The sequence below is a fragment of the Actinomadura sp. NTSP31 genome, assembly GCF_041951385.1.
GTDB classification, from domain to species: Bacteria; Actinomycetota; Actinomycetes; order Streptosporangiales; family Streptosporangiaceae; genus Spirillospora; species Spirillospora napierensis.
On sequence record NZ_JBGNUT010000002.1, the window covers coordinates 364,754 to 382,075 of the forward strand.

A 17,322-nucleotide genomic window follows, 5' to 3' on the forward strand; every position below is an offset into this window, starting at 1 on the left:
TCGCATGACGCGCATCAGTACCACCACCACCACCATCATCGGCGGCGGCATCGCCGGTCTCACCGCGGCGATCGCCTGCGCCGAACGGGGCGCGGACGTCGTCCTGCACGAAGCTCACGCGACCCTCGGCGGACGGGCCCGTTCCACCGCGTCCCCGTACATCGCGAACGACGGAACCCACGCCTTCTACTCCGACGGCGCACCCTGGCGCTGGCTGGCCGCTCGCGGCCTGGCCGGTCCCGCCGCACGGCTCCTGCCGCAGCACCTGGCCGGCCTGCGCTTCCGGCATTCCGGGCGGGTACGCGTCCTGCCGCCGGTGTCGTTCGTCCGGATGCTCACCCTCGGGCGCCGTCCGCTCGCCCCCGCCGACCAGGACTTCCGCACCTGGGCGACCCACCGGTTCGGGACGGAGGCGTTCGAGGCGGCCGCGGGCGTCCTGGGACCGGCCACCTACACCGCCGACCCGGGCGCGCTGTCCGCCGAGTTCGCCCACCAGCGGCTGCTGCGCGTCGCGCGGGCCGGCTACCCCGCCACGCGTTACCCGCGCGGCGGCTGGGGCGCGGTCGTCGACCGCATGGTGCGGCATGCACGTGGGCTGGGCGTGCGCATCCACACCTCGTCCCGGGTCACCGAGCTGCCCGAGGACGGCCCGGTCATCATCGCCACCACCCTGGCCGCCGCTCGTGGTCTCCTGAACGACGACGCCTTGGCCTGGCACAGCGGGCACGCCGTCCTGCTCGACATCGCCGTCCGGCCGGCGCGCACGGATCGCTTCCTGCTGTTCGACCTGGACGAGGGCGGATTCCTTGAGCGTGTCAGTGGAATCGACCCGTCCATGGGGCCGCGGGGCGAAGCGCTGATCCAGGCCGCGATGCCGGTCCGTCCCGGGGAGTCCAAGACGGGGGCCTTGCGGCGGCTCGAGGACCTCTTCGACCTCGCCCTGCCCGGCTGGCCTGATCGCCTGACCTGGCGGCGCGACCAGGCCGCCCTGCACCGCACCGGTGCGCTCGACCTTCCCGGCCGATCCTGGCGTGACCGTCCCGCGATCGACCGGGGGGACGGCCGCTACCTGGCCGGCGACATGACCGCCGCCCCCGGCTTCCTGGCGGAGGTCTCCATCACCAGCGCGCTCAAAGCCGCCCACCTCGCGACCACCCGCGGAAGGCCCGGTCCGTCGCGCTGAGGATGCGCGTCGGACGCACCGCGACCGGGCGTTCCACGACCACGTCCGGGGGCGCCGGCGCGGGCGGAATCGCAAGCTTGGTCCGAACGTTGCACGACCACCCGCGAGTTCGCGCGGACGGGACGGCGGGCCGGCCCGACGCTGATCGCTGAGAGCGAACGTTGCTGAGGAAATTATTAGTTGCTCCGTTTTCTTGAGTGTGTATGACTCAACTTGATGTTGGGTTCCCGGGCGACCGGGACGGTCCCTCCCGAGGGGGCCGCGACGACGGACTTGGAGCTGAGCATGAGCGAGACCCTGACGCTGCCGGTGCTGCCCCTGGACGACGGGGCCGTTCTGCCGGGCATGGTGGTGCCCCTCGACCTGTCCGAGAGCGGCGAGGTCCGGGCGGCCGTCGAGGCCGCGAAGGCGGTGGCGCAGCCCAAGGGGCCGGGCATCCGGTCGGCGGGCAAGCCGCGGGTGCTGCTGGTGCCGCGGGTGAACGGGCAGTACGCCGGCGTGGGCACGCTCGGCGTCATCGAGCAGGAGGGGCGGCTGCCGGGCGGGGAGCCCGGCGTGGTCGTCCGCGGCGTGCAGCGGGTGCGGATCGGGACCGGGACGACCGGACCCGGCGCGGCGCTGTGGGTCGAGGGCGCCGCGATCGAGACGCCGCCGGCGAGCGGGCGCGCGCAGGAGCTGGCCAAGGAGTACAAGGGCCTGGTCAGCGCGATCCTGCAGAAGCGCGGCGCGTGGCAGGTCGTGGACGTCGTGCAGCAGATCGACGACCCCTCGACGCTGGCCGACAACGCCGGGTACGCGCCGTACCTGACGACCGAGCAGAAGGTCGAGGTGCTGGAGACGATCGACGTCGTCGAGCGGCTCGAGCTGGTCATCGGCTGGACGCGCGACCACCTCGCCGAGCTGGACGTGGCGGAGACCATCCGCAAGGACGTCCAGGAGGGCATGGAGAAGACGCAGCGGGAGTTCCTGCTGCGGCAGCAGCAGGAGGCCATCCGCAAGGAGCTGGCCGAGCTGAACGGCGACCCCGCCGACGAGGAGGACGACTACCGGGCCCGGATCGAGGCCGCGAACCTCCCGGAGAAGGTGCGCGAGGCGGCGCTGAAGGAGGTCGACAAGCTGGAGCGGTCGTCCGACGCCTCGCCGGAGGGCGGCTGGATCCGCACCTGGCTGGACACCGTCCTCGACATCCCGTGGAACGAGCGGACCGAGGACGCCTACGACATCGCGGGCGCGCGCGAGATCCTGGACGCCGACCACGCCGGGCTCGACGACGTCAAGGAGCGCATCATCGAGTACCTGGCCGTGCGCAAGCGGCGCGAGGAGCGCGGCCTGGGCGTCGTGGGCGGGCGGCGGAGCGGCGCCGTCCTGGCGCTGACCGGTCCTCCCGGGGTCGGCAAGACCTCGCTGGGCGAGTCGGTCGCGCGGGCGATGGGCCGCCAGTTCGTGCGCGTCGCGCTCGGCGGCGTCCGGGACGAGGCGGAGATCCGCGGTCACCGGCGCACGTACGTGGGGGCGCTGCCGGGCCGGATCGTCCGCGCGATCCGCGAGGCGGGCTCGATGAACCCCGTCGTGCTGCTGGACGAGGTCGACAAGGTCGGCGCGGACTACCGGGGCGACCCGACCGCGGCGCTGCTGGAGGTCCTCGACCCCGAGCAGAACCACACGTTCCGCGACCACTACCTGGAGGTCGAGCTCGACCTGAGCGACGTGCTGTTCCTCGCGACCGCGAACGTGGTGGAGGCGATCCCCGGGCCGCTGCTCGACCGGATGGAGCTCGTCCAGCTGGACGGCTACACCGAGCACGAGAAGGTCACCATCGCCCGCGACCACCTGCTGCCGCGCCAGCTCGACAAGGCCGGGCTGGAGGCGTCGGAGGTGACGTTCGGCGACGACGCGCTGCGGCTGCTGGCGGCGGAGTACACCCGCGAGGCGGGCGTCCGGTCGCTGGACCGGTCGATCGCGCGGGTGCTGCGGAAGGTCGCGGCGAACGTGGCGCTGGAGAAGGCGGCGCTGCCGGTCGCGATCGGCGCGGACAACCTGAAGGACTACCTGGGACGGCCCCGGTTCACCCCGGAGGTCGAGCTCAGCAGGTCGGAGCGGCGGACGGGCGTGCCGGGCGTCGCGACGGGCCTGGCGGTCACCGGCGCGGGCGGCGACGTGCTGTACATCGAGGCGTCGCTGGCCGACAAGGAGACCGGCGACACCGGCGTGACGCTGACCGGGCAGCTCGGCGACGTCATGAAGGAGTCGGCGCGGATCGCGCTCAGCTACCTGCGCTCGCGCGGCGCGGAGCTGGAGCTGCCGGTCGGCGACCTGAAGGACCGCGGCGTGCACGTCCACGTGCCCGCCGGCGCGATCCCGAAGGACGGCCCGAGCGCGGGCATCACCATGACGACCGCGCTGGCGTCGCTGCTGTCGGGGCGGCCGGTCCGGTCGGACGTGGCGATGACCGGCGAGGTGTCGCTGACCGGGCGGGTGCTGCCGATCGGGGGGCTGAAGCAGAAGCTGCTGGCCGCGTCCCGGCTCGGCATCACCACCGCGATCGTGCCGAAGCGCAACGAGCCGGACCTCGAGGACGTCCCGGCCGAGGTGCTGGACACCATGACGGTCCACGCCGTCAGCGACGTCCGGGAGGTGCTGGACCTGGCTCTCGAGCCGGCCACCACGCCCGTGGCGGTCTGATCGGGGAAGGGGAACGCCCGCACCGGAGCTCTCCGGTGCGGGCGTTCCGCGCTGTCAGGCCAGGTCGGTCTTGATGATCTTCTCGATGTTCCGTTCGGCGAGCGCGGTGATCGTGACGAACGGGTTGACGCCGGTGCTGCCGGGGACGAGCGACCCGTCGACCACGTAGAGGCCGGGGTGGCCGGGCAGCCGCCCGTAGCCGTCGGTGGCCTGGCCGAGGACGCAGCCGCCGAGCGGGTGGTAGACGAAGTCGTCGCCCCAGACCTTGCTCGGCCCGAACATGTCCGACCGGTAGACGGTGACCGCCTTGCTGTTGATCTTGTCGAAGACGCGCTTGGCCGCGTCGATCGACGGCTGCGTCCAGGACGACTGCCACGACAGGTCGACCTTGCCGGTGCCGGAGTTGAACGTGAACCTCGCCCGGTTCGGGTTCTTGGTGATCGCCAGGTACAGGCTGACCCACAGCTCCGTCCCGGCCGGGAACGGGGCGATCTCGGCGAAGACCGGGCCGTTCGGGTCGCTCCAGTTGTCGATGCCCATCGCCGGGATCGTGGACTGGTCGGCGCCGGTGGTGTCCCAGATGTGGTTGGCGCGGGCGACCATCACGTTGCCGTTGTTGCCCCATCCGGCGCCCACCGCGTCCGGCAGGTTCGGCAGCCGTCCCTGCGCCTTCATCGCCACCAGCAGCTTGGGCGTGCCGACGCTGCCCGCGGCGAAGAACACCCGGTCCGCCGTGACCGTCTTGCGCGCGACGGTGTTGCCGGCGGTGTCGATCTGCGTCATCTCGACCGTGTAGCCGCCGCCCGGGGCCGGCGCGACGCCCGTGACCGTGTGCAGGGGGCTGATGCTCAGCCGCCCGGTGGCGGCCGCCGCGGCCAGGTACGACTTGTCCAGCGAACGCTTGCCGTAGTTGTTGCCGTAGATGACCTCCTGGGCGAGCGCCGACTTGGGCTTGGTGCCGGCGTCCTCCTGCTTCATGTAGGCGAAGTCGTAGACGTTGGGGACGAACGTGGTCCCGAACCCGGCCGCTTTGGCACTGTCCCGCCCGACGCGTGCGAACTTGTACCACTTCGTGGACTCGAACCAGGACTGGTCGATCGTGGTGACGCCGAGCGCGGCGTTCGCGCGCGGGAAGTACGTGCCGTACATCTCGTCCGCGTTGACCGACGGCAGGATCTCCTCGAAGTACGCGCGCTTGGGCGTGACGGCCATGCCGCCGTTCACCAGCGAGCCGCCGCCGACGCCGCGTCCCTGGTAGACGCGCGTGTGGGCGAACGCCTCCGAGTCGAGGACGCCCGCGTACCGGTCGATGTTCTTGTTGGCGTCGACGCCGAGGAAGTACCCGACGGGCTGGTCGGTCCGGGTGCGTAACCAGAACGAACGCCCGTCCGGCTTGAGCAGCGTGCTGAAGACCTTCCCGTCCGACCCGGGCGACGTCCAGCTCTGCCCCATCTCGACGATGTGCGTGGGGACGCCCGCCTGGGTCAGCCGCAGCGCCGCGACCGCGCCGCCGTACCCGCTGCCGATGACCAGCGCCGGCACCCGGTCGCCGTCCGCGATCGCCTTCCCCGGCGCGGCCGCGGCGGCCGTTCGCCACGACGGCAGGAGCAGTGCCCCCGCCGCGAGCCCCGTACCGGCGAGGAACCGGCGGCGGGTGATTCCCGAATCGACGGCATGCTGCCGCCCATGACCGGCCATAGCGCAACCTCTCTCACTGATGACGTTCCGTGAGGGAGCCTCGCGCCGGGCACCCGCGACCGGTGTGACACCGATCACGCCGAATGATGCGCGTGCTCGGTCCTCCCTGTCAACGCCCGATTTCGGCGCGATTCGGACATGCCCTAACCGGTTACCGGGCCCCTCGCGACGGTGTCCGTAATCCGCGGCGCGCTTAGCCGGCGGTGGAGCGGGGACCAGCGCCAGATGTTGGTGGAAATGTGGCAGCCGGCCGAACGCGGCGAACGGGTCCCCTGGTACGTCGTCGCACTGCGCGCGATCGTCGTGATGATCGCACTGACCATTCTCGGCGTCTTCTTCTATTTCGCGTTCCGGCTCACGCTGACGCCGGTCCACGACCGCGGCCAGGCCGGCGGGAACCTCCACCCCGGGCGCTCGCTCCGCTTCTATCTCGACCGTCCGACAAAGGAGGCGTTCCTGCAGATCGGCGGGAACGTCGCGCTCCTCGCGCCGCTCGGCGTCCTCTTGCCGATCGTCTGGAAATCCCTGCGCGGCCCCCTCCGCCTCGCCCTCCTGACCGGCGCGTTCTCGCTGGCGATCGAGACCGTCCAGGGCGCCGTCGTCATCGGCCGCGCCTTCGACGTCGACGACGTCATCCTCAATGTCGCCGGAGTGCTGATCGCCTACTTCCTCATCGGCCGCCGTCTTTCCAAAAAGGTCCGCGGCTCCTGAGCTCCGAATTCGCATTCTGCTTTCGCCGCCCGCCGGCGACGGACCATATCGGCCGTCTCGGCGCGTTCAGCGGGGGGTGAGGCGGAAGACCCTCAGCTGGCGGTCGGCGCGTTCGACGTAGCGGTCGTAGACGGGCCAGACCGCGGTGAGGCGGGGCCAGGCCTCGGCGCGCTCGGCGTCGTCGAGGAGGTGCGCCGTCACGGGGATGTTGCGTCCGCGGAAGCTGACCTCGGCGTCGGCGTTCTTGATGAGGTTGCCGGTCCAGGCGGGGTGCTTCTCGCGGCCGAAGTTGGACCCGACCACGAGCCAGCCGCCGCCGTCGGGCAGGCAGGCCAGCGGCGTCTGCCGGCGCAGGCCGCTGACGGCGCCGGTGGTGGTGAGGACGAGGCTCGGGACGAGGAGCTGGCCGAGCAGCACCCGCCCGCCGGTCAGCCGGTGCAGGGCCCGGTCGATGGGCGGGACGATCTTCGGGCCGACCTTGGCGAACCAGCCGGCGCCGGAGATCCGCTGGAAGACCGGGCCCAGCGTCCGCTGGATCAGCGGGCCCGCGGTGCGCTGGAGGAAGGTGGGGGCGGGCATCGCGTGCTCCCGGGGGGCGAGCCGGCCGGCCCGGCGCGGGGCGAGATGGCCGCTCCCGGCCAGCCAGCGCAGGCTGTCGGCGACGCTCTCCTCGACGGGGCGCAGCGTGAGGTCGAGGGCGTCCAGGATCGGGCGGTCGTCGGTGGGGACGAGCGTGACCATGAACTCGGCGGCGTCGCGGGTGAGCGGGTAGTCGAACGGCCGGACGCGCTTGGCGGCGTCGAGGGCGGAGCCGAGCGCGAGCATCGCCCGGCTCGGCACGCGGATCCGGCGGCACTTCACGCCGGTCAGCGAGTCGCAGAGGTCGGCCAGCTGCGGCCAGGTGAGGTAGTGGCCGCCGAGCACCCAGCGGCTCGGGCCCTCCCGGGACTCGACGGTCCGGGCCAGGGCGGTGCCGAGATCGCGGACGTCGACGACCGACACGCCGCCGCCGGGCAGCGGCCACAGCTTGCCGAGCGCGCCGGCGAATCCCTCGTTCAGCGCGTCGAGGTGGGGCTGCTCGGGACCGCAGACGCCGCCGGGGTACACGATCGTCACCGGCGCGCCGTCGTCCTGGAGGCCGCGGACGTAGGTCTCGGCGGCCAGCTTGGACCTGCCGTAGTCGGTGCGGGGGCTCGCGAGCGCCGAGTCGGCGGTGATGACGGGCCCGGACGGCGGGACGAAGACCCCGATCGTCGACACGTGCACGACGGGGCCGAGGCCGCGGGCGACGGCCCCGCCGATGACGTTGCGGGTGCCGGTGACGTTGACCTCGACCAGGTCGCCGTGGCCGCCGGTCACGCCGATCGCGGCGGCGGCGTGGATGGCGGCGTCGCAGCCGTCCAGCCCGTCGGCCACGGCGTCGGCGTCGAGCATGTCGCCCGGGACCAGCTCCACCTTCTCGGCCTGGACGCCGATCGCCTCCAGGACCTTGGCCGCCTTGCCGGGGTCGCGGACGAGCGCGCGCGGACGGTGCCCGGCGGCCAGCAGCGCTTGGACGGTGTAAGAGCCGACGAACCCGGAGGCGCCGGTGACGAAGACCCGCATGGACAACAAACTAGCGCTTGGTGTTCGCGGTGCGACAGCCCGGGGCCGGGTGCTCGACAGGCTAGTCGGCCGGGTTTCGGACACTTCATTTACCGGCGGCGCGCATGCCCGGCCGTTGACGGCCTCTGGAACGCTCCAGCACACTCGGGACTCACCTGACCGCCGACCGGGGAGGGCTCCATGAGGATCGGACTGGCCGGCGCGGGGCGCATCGGTGCGCGCCACGCCGCGGCACTGTGCGCACTGCCCGAGGTCGAGGAACTGGTCGTCGCCGACGCGGACGCGGCCCGCGCCCGCGCCCTGGCGGCCAGGCCGTCCGTCCGGGCCGTGGAAGAGGTCGCGGAGCTGTTCACCGCAGGGCTGGACGGGCTCGTCGTGGCCGCCGCGACGGACGCGCACGCCGACCTGGTGGAGCGGGCGCTCGCGGCGGGAATGCCCGTCTTCTGTGAGAAGCCGCTCGCGTCGGATATTGATGGAACGTTCCAAATCGTCGCGTCCGCGAAGAAGGCCGGGGTCCCGGTGCAGGTCGGGTTCCAGCGCCGGTTCGACGCCGGGAACGCCGCCGCCCGCGAGGCGCTCGCGTCCGGGCGGCTCGGCTGGCTGCACACCGTCCGGTCGTGCAGCTTCGACCCGGCGCCGCCGCCCGCCGAGTACGTCCCGACCTCCGGCGGGCTGTTTCGCGACTGCGTCATCCACGACCTCGACCTGATCCGGTTCGTCACCGGCCGGGACGTCGTGCGGGTGATGGCGTCCGGCGCCAACCGCGGCGAGGACTTCTTCCGCGACAGCGGCGACGTCGACACCGGGTCGGCGCTGCTCGTCCTGGACGACGGGACGCTCGCGCAGGTGTCGGCCACCCGGTACAACGCCGCCGGATACGACGCGCGGCTCGAACTGTTCGGCTCCAAGGACAGCATCGTCGCGGGCCTGGACGAGCGGACGCCCGTCACGGCGGTGCCCGAGCACGGCGAGGAGCCCAAGGACCCCTACGCCGGGTTCCTGGAGCGCTTCTCCGACGCCTACGACGCCGAGTTGCGCGCCTTCGTGGACGTGGTCGCCGGGCGCCGCGCCAGCCCGTGCCCGCCGGAGGACGCCCTAGAGGCGTTCTACCTCGCCGAGGCCTGCGAGCTGTCCATGCGGGAGGGCCGCATCGTCGGGGCGGAGGAGGTGCGGCGATGAGGATCGCGGGCGCGCCGATCTCGTGGGGCGTGTGCGAGGTCCCCGGCTGGGGCCACCAGATGGCGCCCGCGCGGGTACTGGCGGAGATGCGCGACCTCGGTCTCGCGGCGACCGAGCTCGGCCCGGACGGGTTCCTGCCGGCGGCGCGGGACGAGCGGGAGGCGCTGCTGTCGTCCTACGGGCTGGGGCTCGTGGGGGCGTTCGTCCCGGTCGTCCTGCACGACCCGGACCGCGACCCGATGCCGGAGATCGAGCGGGCGCTCGACGGCATGGGCGGCGTGCTCGTGCTGGCCGCCGCCACCGGGCTGGACGGCTACGACGGGCGGCCCGCCCTCGGCACCCGGGCCTGGGCGACGCTGCTGTCCAACCTCGACGCGATCACCGCGCGGGCCGCGCGGCGCGGCCGGCTCGTCGCGCTGCACCCGCACGTGGGGACGGTCGTGGAGACCCGGGCCGATGTCGAGCGGGTCCTCGGGGGCAGCGCCGTGCCGCTGTGCCTGGACACCGGGCACCTGCTGGTCGGCGGCACCGACCCGGCGTGGCTGACGCGGTTCGCCGCGGCGCGGATCGCGCACGTCCACCTGAAGGACGTCGACGCCGCGCTCGCCGCCCGCGTGCTCCACGGCGAGACGGCCTACACCGACGCGGTGCGCGGCGGCCTCTACCGGCCGCTCGGCGAGGGGGACGTTGACATCCGCGACATCATCGCGACCCTGGAGGGCGCCGGATACGGAGGCTGGTACGTCATGGAGCAGGACGCCGTGCTGACCGCGGAGCCGCCGCCGGGCGCCGGGCCCTGCGACAACGTCCGCGCCGGCCTGGACTACCTCGCCGGAGTCGCCCGATGACGTACGACCTGATCACGATGGGCCGGGTGAGCGTGGACATCTACCCGGACCAGGTGGGCAGGCCGCTGGAGGACGTGGAGTCGTTCGGGAAGTACCTCGGCGGCAGCCCCACGAACGTCGCGGTGGCGGCGGCCAGGTACGGCCGCCCCACCGCCGTGATCACCCGCACCGGCGCGGACCCGTTCGGCCGGTTCGTCCGCAGGGCGCTGAGGGAGTACGGGGTGGACGACCGGTTCGTCGCGGATGTCCCCGGCCTGCCGACGCCGCTGGCGTTCTGCGAGATCTTCCCGCCTGACGACTTCCCGCTCTACTTCTACCGCTACCCGAAGGCCCCCGACCTGGAGATCCACCCGCACGAGCTGGACCTGGACGCGATCGGGCGGGCCCGAGTCGTGTGGGCGACGGTGACCGGGCTGTCGCAGGAGCCCAGCCGCGAGGCCACCCTGCTCGCACTCGGCGCGCACACCGTGTCCGCCACGACGGGGCACACCGTCATCGACCTCGACTACCGGCCCATGCTGTGGGCCGATCCGGCGGAGGCGCCGCGCTGGGCGGGCGAGGCCCTGGAACGGGCGACGGTGGCGGTCGGCAACCTGGAGGAGTGCGAGGTCGCGGTGGGGGAGCGGGAGCCGGAGGCGGCGGCCCGCGCGATCCTCGACCGCGGCCCGTCCCTCGCCATCGTGAAGATGGGGCCGGACGGCGTGCTCGCCGCGACCCGCGAGCGGACGGTGCGGGTGCCGCCGGTCAAGGTGGACGTGGCGAACGGGCTCGGCGCGGGCGACGCGTTCGGCGGCGCCGTCTGCCACGGCCTGCTCGCCGGCTGGGACCTGGAACGGGTCATCGCGTTCGCGGGCGCGGCCGGGGCGATCGTCGCCTCCCGCATCGCGTGCTCGGCCGCGATGCCCACCGAGGACGAGGTCGACGCGCTGCTGGCGGAAGGGGCGGTCGGATGAAGCATCACCTGCCGGCGGGCACCGCCGTGGAGGGACCCTACGGGGTCGCGGTGACGCCGGAGTCGGCGGGCTGGGCGCACACGGCGCTGCGCGTCCTCGACCTGCCCGACCCGGGCGGCCACACCTTCGGCACCGGCGACTTCGAGATGATCGTCCTGCCGCTGGCCGGGTCGTGCGCGGTGGAGTGCGACGGCGAGCGGTTCGAGCTGGAGGGCCGCGCCGACGTCTTCAGCCGGGTCGGCGACTTCGCCTACGTGCCGCGCGACGCGCGGGTGACCGTGCGGGGGCAGGGCCGGTTCGCGCTGGCCGCGGCCCGCTGCCAGGCGCGCCTCGAACCCCGCTACGGGCCGGCCGAGGACGTCCCGGTCGAGCTGCGCGGCGCGGGCCCGGCGAGCCGGCAGGTCAACAACTTCGGCACGCCCGAGGGGTTCCCGTTCGCCGAGAGGCTGATCGCCTGCGAGGTGCTCACCCCGGGCGGCTGCTGGTCGTCGTTCCCGCCGCACAAGCACGACGAGGAGGGGCCGGACGAGGCGGTCCTCGAAGAGATCTACTACTTCGAGGTCGCCGGGGACGGCATGGCCTACCAGCGCGTCTACGGTACGCCGGAGCGGCCGATCGACGTGCTGGCGGAGGTGCGCGGCGGCGACGTCGTGCTGGTCCCGCACGGCTGGCACGGCCCGTCGATGGCGGTGCCGGGCCACGACCTGTACTACCTGAACGTGATGGCCGGGCCGTCGCCCGAGCGCGCGTGGCGGATCTGCGACGATCCCGCGCACGCGTGGATCCGCGACACCTGGCAGGGGCGGCCGGTCGATCCGCGGCTGCCGCTCACCTCGGCGAAGGGACGGTCATGAGGCTCACGGTCGGGCAGGCCGTCGTCCGATTCCTCGCGGCGCAGTGGTCGGAGCGGGACGGCGCGGAGCGGCGCTTCTTCCCCGGATGCTTCGGCATCTTCGGCCACGGGAACGTCGCGGGAGTCGGGCAGGCGCTGCTGGAGTACGGCGAGGAGATGCCGTACTACATGGCCCGTAACGAGCAGGCGATGGTGCACACCGCGTCGGGATACGCGCGGATGAGCGACCGGTTGTCGACATTCGCGTGCACGACGTCCATCGGGCCGGGCGCGACGAACATGGTCACCGGTGCGGCGCTGGCCACCATCAACCGGCTGCCGGTTCTGCTGTTGCCCGGCGACATCTTCGCGACCCGCCCGGCCAATCCGGTCTTGCAGGAGCTTGAGGACGCCCGCTCCTACGACGCGTCCGTCAACGACTGCTTCAAGCCGGTGTCGAAGTACTGGGACCGCATCAACCGTCCTGAGCAGCTTCCCAGCGCGCTGATGGCGGCGATGCGCGTCCTGACCGATCCTGCGGAAACCGGTGCCGTCACCTTGGCGCTGCCCCAGGACGTCCAAGCGGAGGCGTACGACTGGCCGGACGAGCTGTTCAGGCGCCGTGTCTGGCGCATACCGCGCACGCTCCCGGAGACGGCCGCGCTGGACGAGGCGTCCGCCATCCTCCAAGCGGCCGAACGCCCGCTCATCGTGGCGGGCGGCGGCGTCATCTACTCCGGCGCGACCGACGACCTGCGCGCCTTCGCCGAACGAACCGGCATTCCCGTAGCGGAGACGCAGGCGGGCAAGGGCGCCCTGCCCTGGGACCACGAACGTTCGGTCGGCGCCATAGGCGCGACCGGCACGACCGCCGCGAACGCGCTGGCGCGCGACGCCGACGTCGTCCTCGGCATAGGAACCCGCTACAGCGACTTCACGACCGCGTCCCGCAGCCTGTTCGCCAACCCGCGCGTGCGGTTCGTCAACGTGAACGTGGCGCGGTTCGACGCCGCCAAGCTCGCGGCCACGATGGTCGTGGCGGACGCCCGCGAAGGCATCCGGGGCCTGAACGCCGCGCTCGCCGGCTACGCCGTACCGGACGCCTACCGGCACGAGGCCGCCACCCTGATGGCCCGCTGGAACGCCGCGGTGGACGGGGCGTACGCCCCGCAGGACCGTCCCCGCCCCGCCCAGTCGGAGGTCATCGGCGCCGTCAACGAGGTGAGCGGCCCGCGAGACGTGGTGGTCTGCGCGGCCGGGTCGATGCCGGGCGACCTGCACAAGCTGTGGCGGGCGAGCGACCCCAAGGGCTACCACGTCGAGTACGGCTACTCGTGCATGGGCTACGAGATCGCCGGCGGGCTCGGCGTGAAGATGGCCGACCCGTCCCGCGAGGTGTTCGTCATGGTCGGCGACGGCTCGTACCTGATGATGGCGCAGGAGCTCGCCACGGCCGTCGCCGAGGGCGTCAAGCTGGTCGTCGTGCTCGTGCAGAACCACGGGTTCGCCTCGATCGGGAACCTGTCGGAGTCCGTCGGCGCGCAGCGGTTCGGCACCCGCTACCGCGCCCGGACCGGCACCGGCCTGGACGGCGACCCGCTCCCGGTCGACCTGGCCGCCAACGCCGCCAGCCTCGGCGCCGACGTGCTCCGCGCGTCCGGCGCCGCCGACCTGCGCGAGGCGCTGCGCCGGGCCCGCGAGAGCGACCGGACGACCGTCGTGCACATCGAGACCGACCCGCTGCTCGACGCCCCCGGCAGCGAGGCGTGGTGGGACGTCCCGGTCGCCGAGGTGTCGGCGCTGGACTCCACCCGCGAGGCGCGCGGCCGATATGAGAAGGAGGTCTGGTCGCGCCGCCGCCATCTGTGATCGACTCTCTGGTCCCGGTTCACCTTCTCGGGGAAGAAATGGAGAGCGTCCGTATGACAGGCGTGTTCGCGCGAACGTGGTCCAAGGGCCGTGCACCCGTCAGAGGCCTGGCGGTGCTGGCCGTCGCGGGGATGCTGACGCTCGGCGCGTGCAGCAGCTCCGGCGGAAAGAAGGCCGAGGACAAGGCGACCGGCGGGGCGGGACCCCGGCTGAAGATCGCCATGGTCACCCACTCGGGCGCCGGCGACACCTTCTGGGACATCGTGCAGAAGGGGGCGAAGGCCGCCGCCGCCAAGGACAACGTCCAGTTCCTGTACTCGGCCGACCCCGACGGCGGCAAGCAGGCCCAGCTCGTCCAGACCGCGATCGACCAGAAGGTCGACGGCATCATCGTCACCCTCGCCAAGCCCGACGCGATGAAGGACGTGCTGGCCCGCGCCGCCGCCGCGAAGATCCCCGTCGTGTCGATCAACTCCGGCGCCGAGGACTCGGCGAAGCTCGGCGCGATCGCGCACTTCGGGCAGGACGAGTCGATCGCGGGCGAGGCCGCCGGCGAGCAGCTGGCGAAGACCGGCGTGAAGAAGGCGCTGTGCGTGGTGCACGAGCAGGGCAACGTCGGCCTGGAGAGCCGCTGCGCCGGCGCGAAGAAGACCTTCTCCGGCGACCTGCAGAACCTGTACGTGCAGGGCACCGACATGCCGCAGGTCAAGTCGTCGATCACCGCCAAGCTGCAGGCCGACAAGGGCATCGACGGGATCCTGACGCTCGGCGCCCCGATCGCCGCGACCGCCGTCGACTCGGTCAAGGAGACGAGCAGCAAGGCCAAGGTCGCCACGTTCGACATGAACAAGGACCTGATCGCCTCGATCAAGTCCGGTGACATCGCGTTCGCCGTCGACCAGCAGCCCTACCTGCAGGGCTACGAGGCCGTTGACGAGCTGTGGCTCTACAAGACCAACGGCAACGTGCTCGGCGGCGGCCGGCCCGTGCTGACCGGACCGGCGATCGTCACCAAGGACAACGCCGCCTCGCTGGAGGCCTTCGCCGAACGGGGCACCCGGTGACGCAGACGGTCGCCGAGCCGCCCGCGGCGGTACCGGACGAACGGCTGGCCCGGCAGTCGCCGCTGCGGCGGCTGCTGGGCCGGCCGGAGTTCGGCGCGCTGCTCGGCGCGGTCGCGGTGTTCGTGTTCTTCTCGCTGGTCGCCGACGCGTTCCTGCAGACCGACTCGTTCTCGACCGTGCTGTACGCCAGCTCGACGTTCGGGATCATGGCGGTCGGGGTGTCGCTGCTGATGATCGGCGGCGAGTTCGACCTGTCCGCCGGGGTGATGGTGACGACCGCCGCGCTCGTCACGGCGCTGGTCAGCTACCAGCTCACGCTGAACCTGTGGGTCGGCGTGGCCATCTCCCTCGTCGTGACGCTGGCGATCGGCGCGCTGAACGGCCTGCTCTACATCAGGACGGGCCTGCCGAGCTTCATCGTCACGCTCGCGACGTTCTTCATGCTGGCCGGGGCGAACCTCGGCGTGACGAAGGCGGTCACCGGGAACGTCGCGTCCGACTCCGTCCGGGACATGGACGGCTTCGAGAGCGCGCGGAAGGTCTTCGCGTCCGACGTCGGCATCGGCGGCGTCAACGTCAAGATCACGGTGTTCTGGTGGCTGCTGTTCGTCGCGGTCGCCACCTGGATCCTGCTGCGCACCCGCGCCGGCAACTGGATCTTCGCGGTGGGCGGGTCGGCCGGCAGCGCCCGCGCGGTCGGGGTGCCCGTCGCCCGCACGAAGATCGGCCTGTTCATGGGCGTGGCGTTCTGCGGCTGGTTCTCCGGGATGCACCTGGTGTTCGCGTTCGCCACCGTCCAGTCGGGCGAGGGCGTCGGCAACGAGTTCAACTACATCATCTGCGCGGTCATCGGCGGCTGCCTGCTGACCGGCGGATACGGGTCGGCGATCGGCGCGGCCATCGGCGCGTTCATCTTCGGCATGGTGAACAAGGGCATCGTCTACGCCGAGTGGAACCCCGACTGGTTCCGGTTCTTCCTCGGCGCGATGCTGCTCATCGCCACGGTCGTCAACCTGATCGTGCGGCGCAGAGTGGAGCGGTCGACATGACGGAGGCGAAGGACGCGCCGCTGGTCAGGCTGGACGGCGTCGGCAAGAACTACGGCAACGTCATCGCGCTGCGGGACGTGCGCCTGGAGGCGTCGGCGGGTGAGGTGACCTGCGTGCTCGGCGACAACGGCGCGGGCAAGTCCACCCTCATCAAGATCATCGCCGGGCTGCACCGGCACGACCTCGGCAGCTACGAGGTGGAGGGCGAGCCGGTGGCGTTCTCCTCGCCGCGCGACGCGCTCGACCGCGGCATCGCCACGGTCTACCAGGACCTCGCCGTCGTCCCGCTGATGCCGGTCTGGCGGAACTTCTTCCTCGGCTCGGAGAAGCGCAAGGGGTTCGGCCGCATGGACATCGGCTTCATGCGCCGCACCACCAAGGTCGAGATGGCGGCGATGGGCATCGACCTGCGCGACGTCGACCAGCCCATCGGCACGCTGTCGGGCGGCGAGCGGCAGTGCGTGGCGATCGCCCGCGCCGTCTACTTCGGCGCGAAGGCCCTGGTGCTGGACGAGCCGACGGCCGCGCTCGGCGTCAAGCAGGCCGGGACCGTCCTGCGCTATATCGTGCAGGCGCGCGAACGCGGCCTCGCGGTCGTCTTCATCACCCACAACCCGCACCACGCCTACCCGGTCGGCGACCGCTTCCTGATCCTCAACCGGGGCCGCCCGATCGGCTACCGCACCAAGGCGGAGATCACCCGGGAGGAACTGACCGCGCTCATGGCGGGCGGCGCCGAACTGGAGGAACTCGCCCACGAGCTGGACGCCGCCGCGTCCGGCTCCGGCAGGGCCGCCGCGAGGCAGCTCGCCGAGGGGGCCGAGCACCTCCCCGGCACCGACTGACCGAGGTGCGCGGCCTTCACCGCGCGTCCGGTCTCAAGCGCGCCAGAACGACGGCGGGAGCGTCCGGACCTCCGCGGCGGCCTGCTCCAGCCCCTCGGCGAACGGCCGCAGCGCCGTCTGGCCGCCTTCGACCAGCTGCCGGATGATGGACGCCTGGCGGAGGGCCCGCCCGATGACGACCTCTGCGAGAGCACTGCGGTCACCGTCGTAACCGTAGGCGTCCAGCAGGACGTGCAGGCGCCGCGACCGGTCCTCGAAAGCCGTGAACCCCTGGAACTCGGCGACGTGCCGGGCGTGCAGCGGCACCCAGGTCAGCATCAGATGAGCCAGGTCGAACTCCCGCGACGAGGGCGCGGCGGTGTCCCAGTCGACGAACCCGACGAGACCGCCGTCGTTCCACACCGCGTTGTAGGGCGAGGCGTCGTGATGGCCGATGACCAGGCCGGGCCGCCACGTCCCGGCGAACCAGGTCGCGTCATCGGGCGGGACGAAGCTCGCCGTGGCGTCGTGCAGCCTCCGCATCCACGCGGCGCTCTGCCGCAGCGCCTGGTCCGAATGCGGCCACGCCGGCCACGGGTGACGCTCGCCGATGGTGTCGCCGTGCAGGAACGTCAGGACCTCGCGGCCTCGCTCGTCGAAGCCCAGCACCCGCGGAGCGCCCTCGAACCCGGCCGCTTCCAGATGGCGCAGCACCGCGTGCACGGTGGAGGTCCACCGATTCGCCGGCCGGTGGACGGTGTCGCCGATCCGGACCCCGCCGACGTGCCTGCCTCCGGGCAGCCGTTGCTCTTCCACCCAGGCGTT

At 72.4% G+C, this 17,322-nt stretch carries 14 protein-coding genes; 11 read left to right on the top strand and 3 right to left on the bottom strand.

Annotated features, from left to right (window positions below; translation table 11 throughout):
* Nucleotides 1–4: 4 nt before the first annotated feature.
* Both ACA514_RS04520 and lon read left to right on the top strand, forming a co-directional pair.
* Entirely contained in the window at nucleotides 5–1,183 is a 1,179-nt protein-coding gene (locus tag ACA514_RS04520; RefSeq protein WP_375039694.1) for an FAD-dependent oxidoreductase, read from the top strand.
* Nucleotides 1,184–1,468: 285 nt separating this feature from the next.
* On the top strand, nucleotides 1,469–3,865 hold the full coding sequence (gene lon, locus ACA514_RS04525) for an endopeptidase La (protein ID WP_375039695.1): 2,397 nt from the start codon (nucleotides 1,469–1,471) through the stop codon (nucleotides 3,863–3,865).
* A 54-nt stretch (nucleotides 3,866–3,919) separates the two neighbouring features.
* Here the strand turns inward: lon and ACA514_RS04530 are convergent, their stop codons facing one another.
* Complete coding sequence (locus tag ACA514_RS04530) at nucleotides 3,920–5,563, bottom strand: GMC oxidoreductase (RefSeq protein WP_375039696.1); 1,644 nt, start codon at nucleotides 5,561–5,563, stop codon at nucleotides 3,920–3,922.
* 237 nt (nucleotides 5,564–5,800) lie between these two features.
* Between ACA514_RS04530 and ACA514_RS04535 the strand changes: the two genes are divergently transcribed.
* Complete coding sequence (locus ACA514_RS04535) at nucleotides 5,801–6,274, top strand: VanZ family protein (RefSeq protein ID WP_375039697.1); 474 nt, start codon at nucleotides 5,801–5,803, stop codon at nucleotides 6,272–6,274.
* A gap of 66 nt (nucleotides 6,275–6,340) precedes the next feature.
* On the opposite strand, the gene ACA514_RS04540 is transcribed toward ACA514_RS04535, so the two are convergent.
* On the bottom strand, nucleotides 6,341–7,879 hold the full coding sequence (locus ACA514_RS04540) for a nitroreductase/quinone reductase family protein (protein WP_375039698.1): 1,539 nt from the start codon (nucleotides 7,877–7,879) through the stop codon (nucleotides 6,341–6,343).
* 180 nt (nucleotides 7,880–8,059) lie between these two features.
* On the opposite strand from ACA514_RS04540, the gene ACA514_RS04545 reads away from it, so the two are divergent.
* The 8 genes from ACA514_RS04545 to ACA514_RS04580 all read left to right on the top strand — a co-directional run bounded on the left by ACA514_RS04545 (nucleotide 8,060) and on the right by ACA514_RS04580 (nucleotide 16,518).
* The gene (locus tag ACA514_RS04545; protein WP_375039699.1) at nucleotides 8,060–9,058 is read left to right on the top strand and encodes a Gfo/Idh/MocA family oxidoreductase; all 999 of its coding nucleotides are present in this window, start codon (nucleotides 8,060–8,062) and stop codon (nucleotides 9,056–9,058) included.
* On the top strand, nucleotides 9,055–9,906 hold the full coding sequence (locus ACA514_RS04550) for a TIM barrel protein (RefSeq protein ID WP_375039700.1): 852 nt from the start codon (nucleotides 9,055–9,057) through the stop codon (nucleotides 9,904–9,906). Before ACA514_RS04545 ends, ACA514_RS04550 begins: the two co-directional genes overlap by 4 nt.
* Nucleotides 9,903–10,859 (top strand): 5-dehydro-2-deoxygluconokinase, encoded by a 957-nt coding sequence (gene iolC / locus ACA514_RS04555; RefSeq protein WP_375039701.1) that lies wholly within the window; start codon nucleotides 9,903–9,905, stop codon nucleotides 10,857–10,859. Before ACA514_RS04550 ends, iolC begins: the two co-directional genes overlap by 4 nt.
* Nucleotides 10,856–11,713, top strand: coding sequence for a 5-deoxy-glucuronate isomerase (iolB, locus tag ACA514_RS04560; protein ID WP_375039702.1), 858 nt, complete (start codon nucleotides 10,856–10,858; stop codon nucleotides 11,711–11,713). Before iolC ends, iolB begins: the two co-directional genes overlap by 4 nt.
* Nucleotides 11,710–13,560, top strand: a complete 1,851-nt coding sequence (iolD, locus tag ACA514_RS04565) for a 3D-(3,5/4)-trihydroxycyclohexane-1,2-dione acylhydrolase (decyclizing) (protein ID WP_375039703.1) — start codon at nucleotides 11,710–11,712, stop codon at nucleotides 13,558–13,560. Before iolB ends, iolD begins: the two co-directional genes overlap by 4 nt.
* A 62-nt stretch (nucleotides 13,561–13,622) precedes the next feature.
* Entirely contained in the window at nucleotides 13,623–14,624 is a 1,002-nt protein-coding gene (locus ACA514_RS04570; RefSeq protein WP_375039704.1) for a sugar ABC transporter substrate-binding protein, read from the top strand.
* Nucleotides 14,621–15,673 carry an ABC transporter permease gene (locus tag ACA514_RS04575; protein ID WP_375039705.1) on the top strand — a complete coding sequence of 351 codons (1,053 nt, stop codon included), beginning with the start codon at nucleotides 14,621–14,623 and terminating at the stop codon, nucleotides 15,671–15,673. Before ACA514_RS04570 ends, ACA514_RS04575 begins: the two co-directional genes overlap by 4 nt.
* A complete protein-coding gene (locus tag ACA514_RS04580) occupies nucleotides 15,670–16,518 on the top strand; it encodes an ATP-binding cassette domain-containing protein (protein ID WP_375039706.1) in 849 nt (282 codons plus the stop codon). The genes ACA514_RS04575 and ACA514_RS04580 overlap by 4 nt, the downstream gene beginning before the upstream one ends.
* 33 nt (nucleotides 16,519–16,551) lie before the next feature.
* Here ACA514_RS04580 and ACA514_RS04585 read toward each other — a convergent pair whose 3' ends face one another.
* A complete protein-coding gene (locus ACA514_RS04585; RefSeq protein WP_375039707.1) occupies nucleotides 16,552–17,313 on the bottom strand; it encodes a phosphotransferase in 762 nt (253 codons plus the stop codon).
* Nucleotides 17,314–17,322 lie beyond the last annotated feature (9 nt).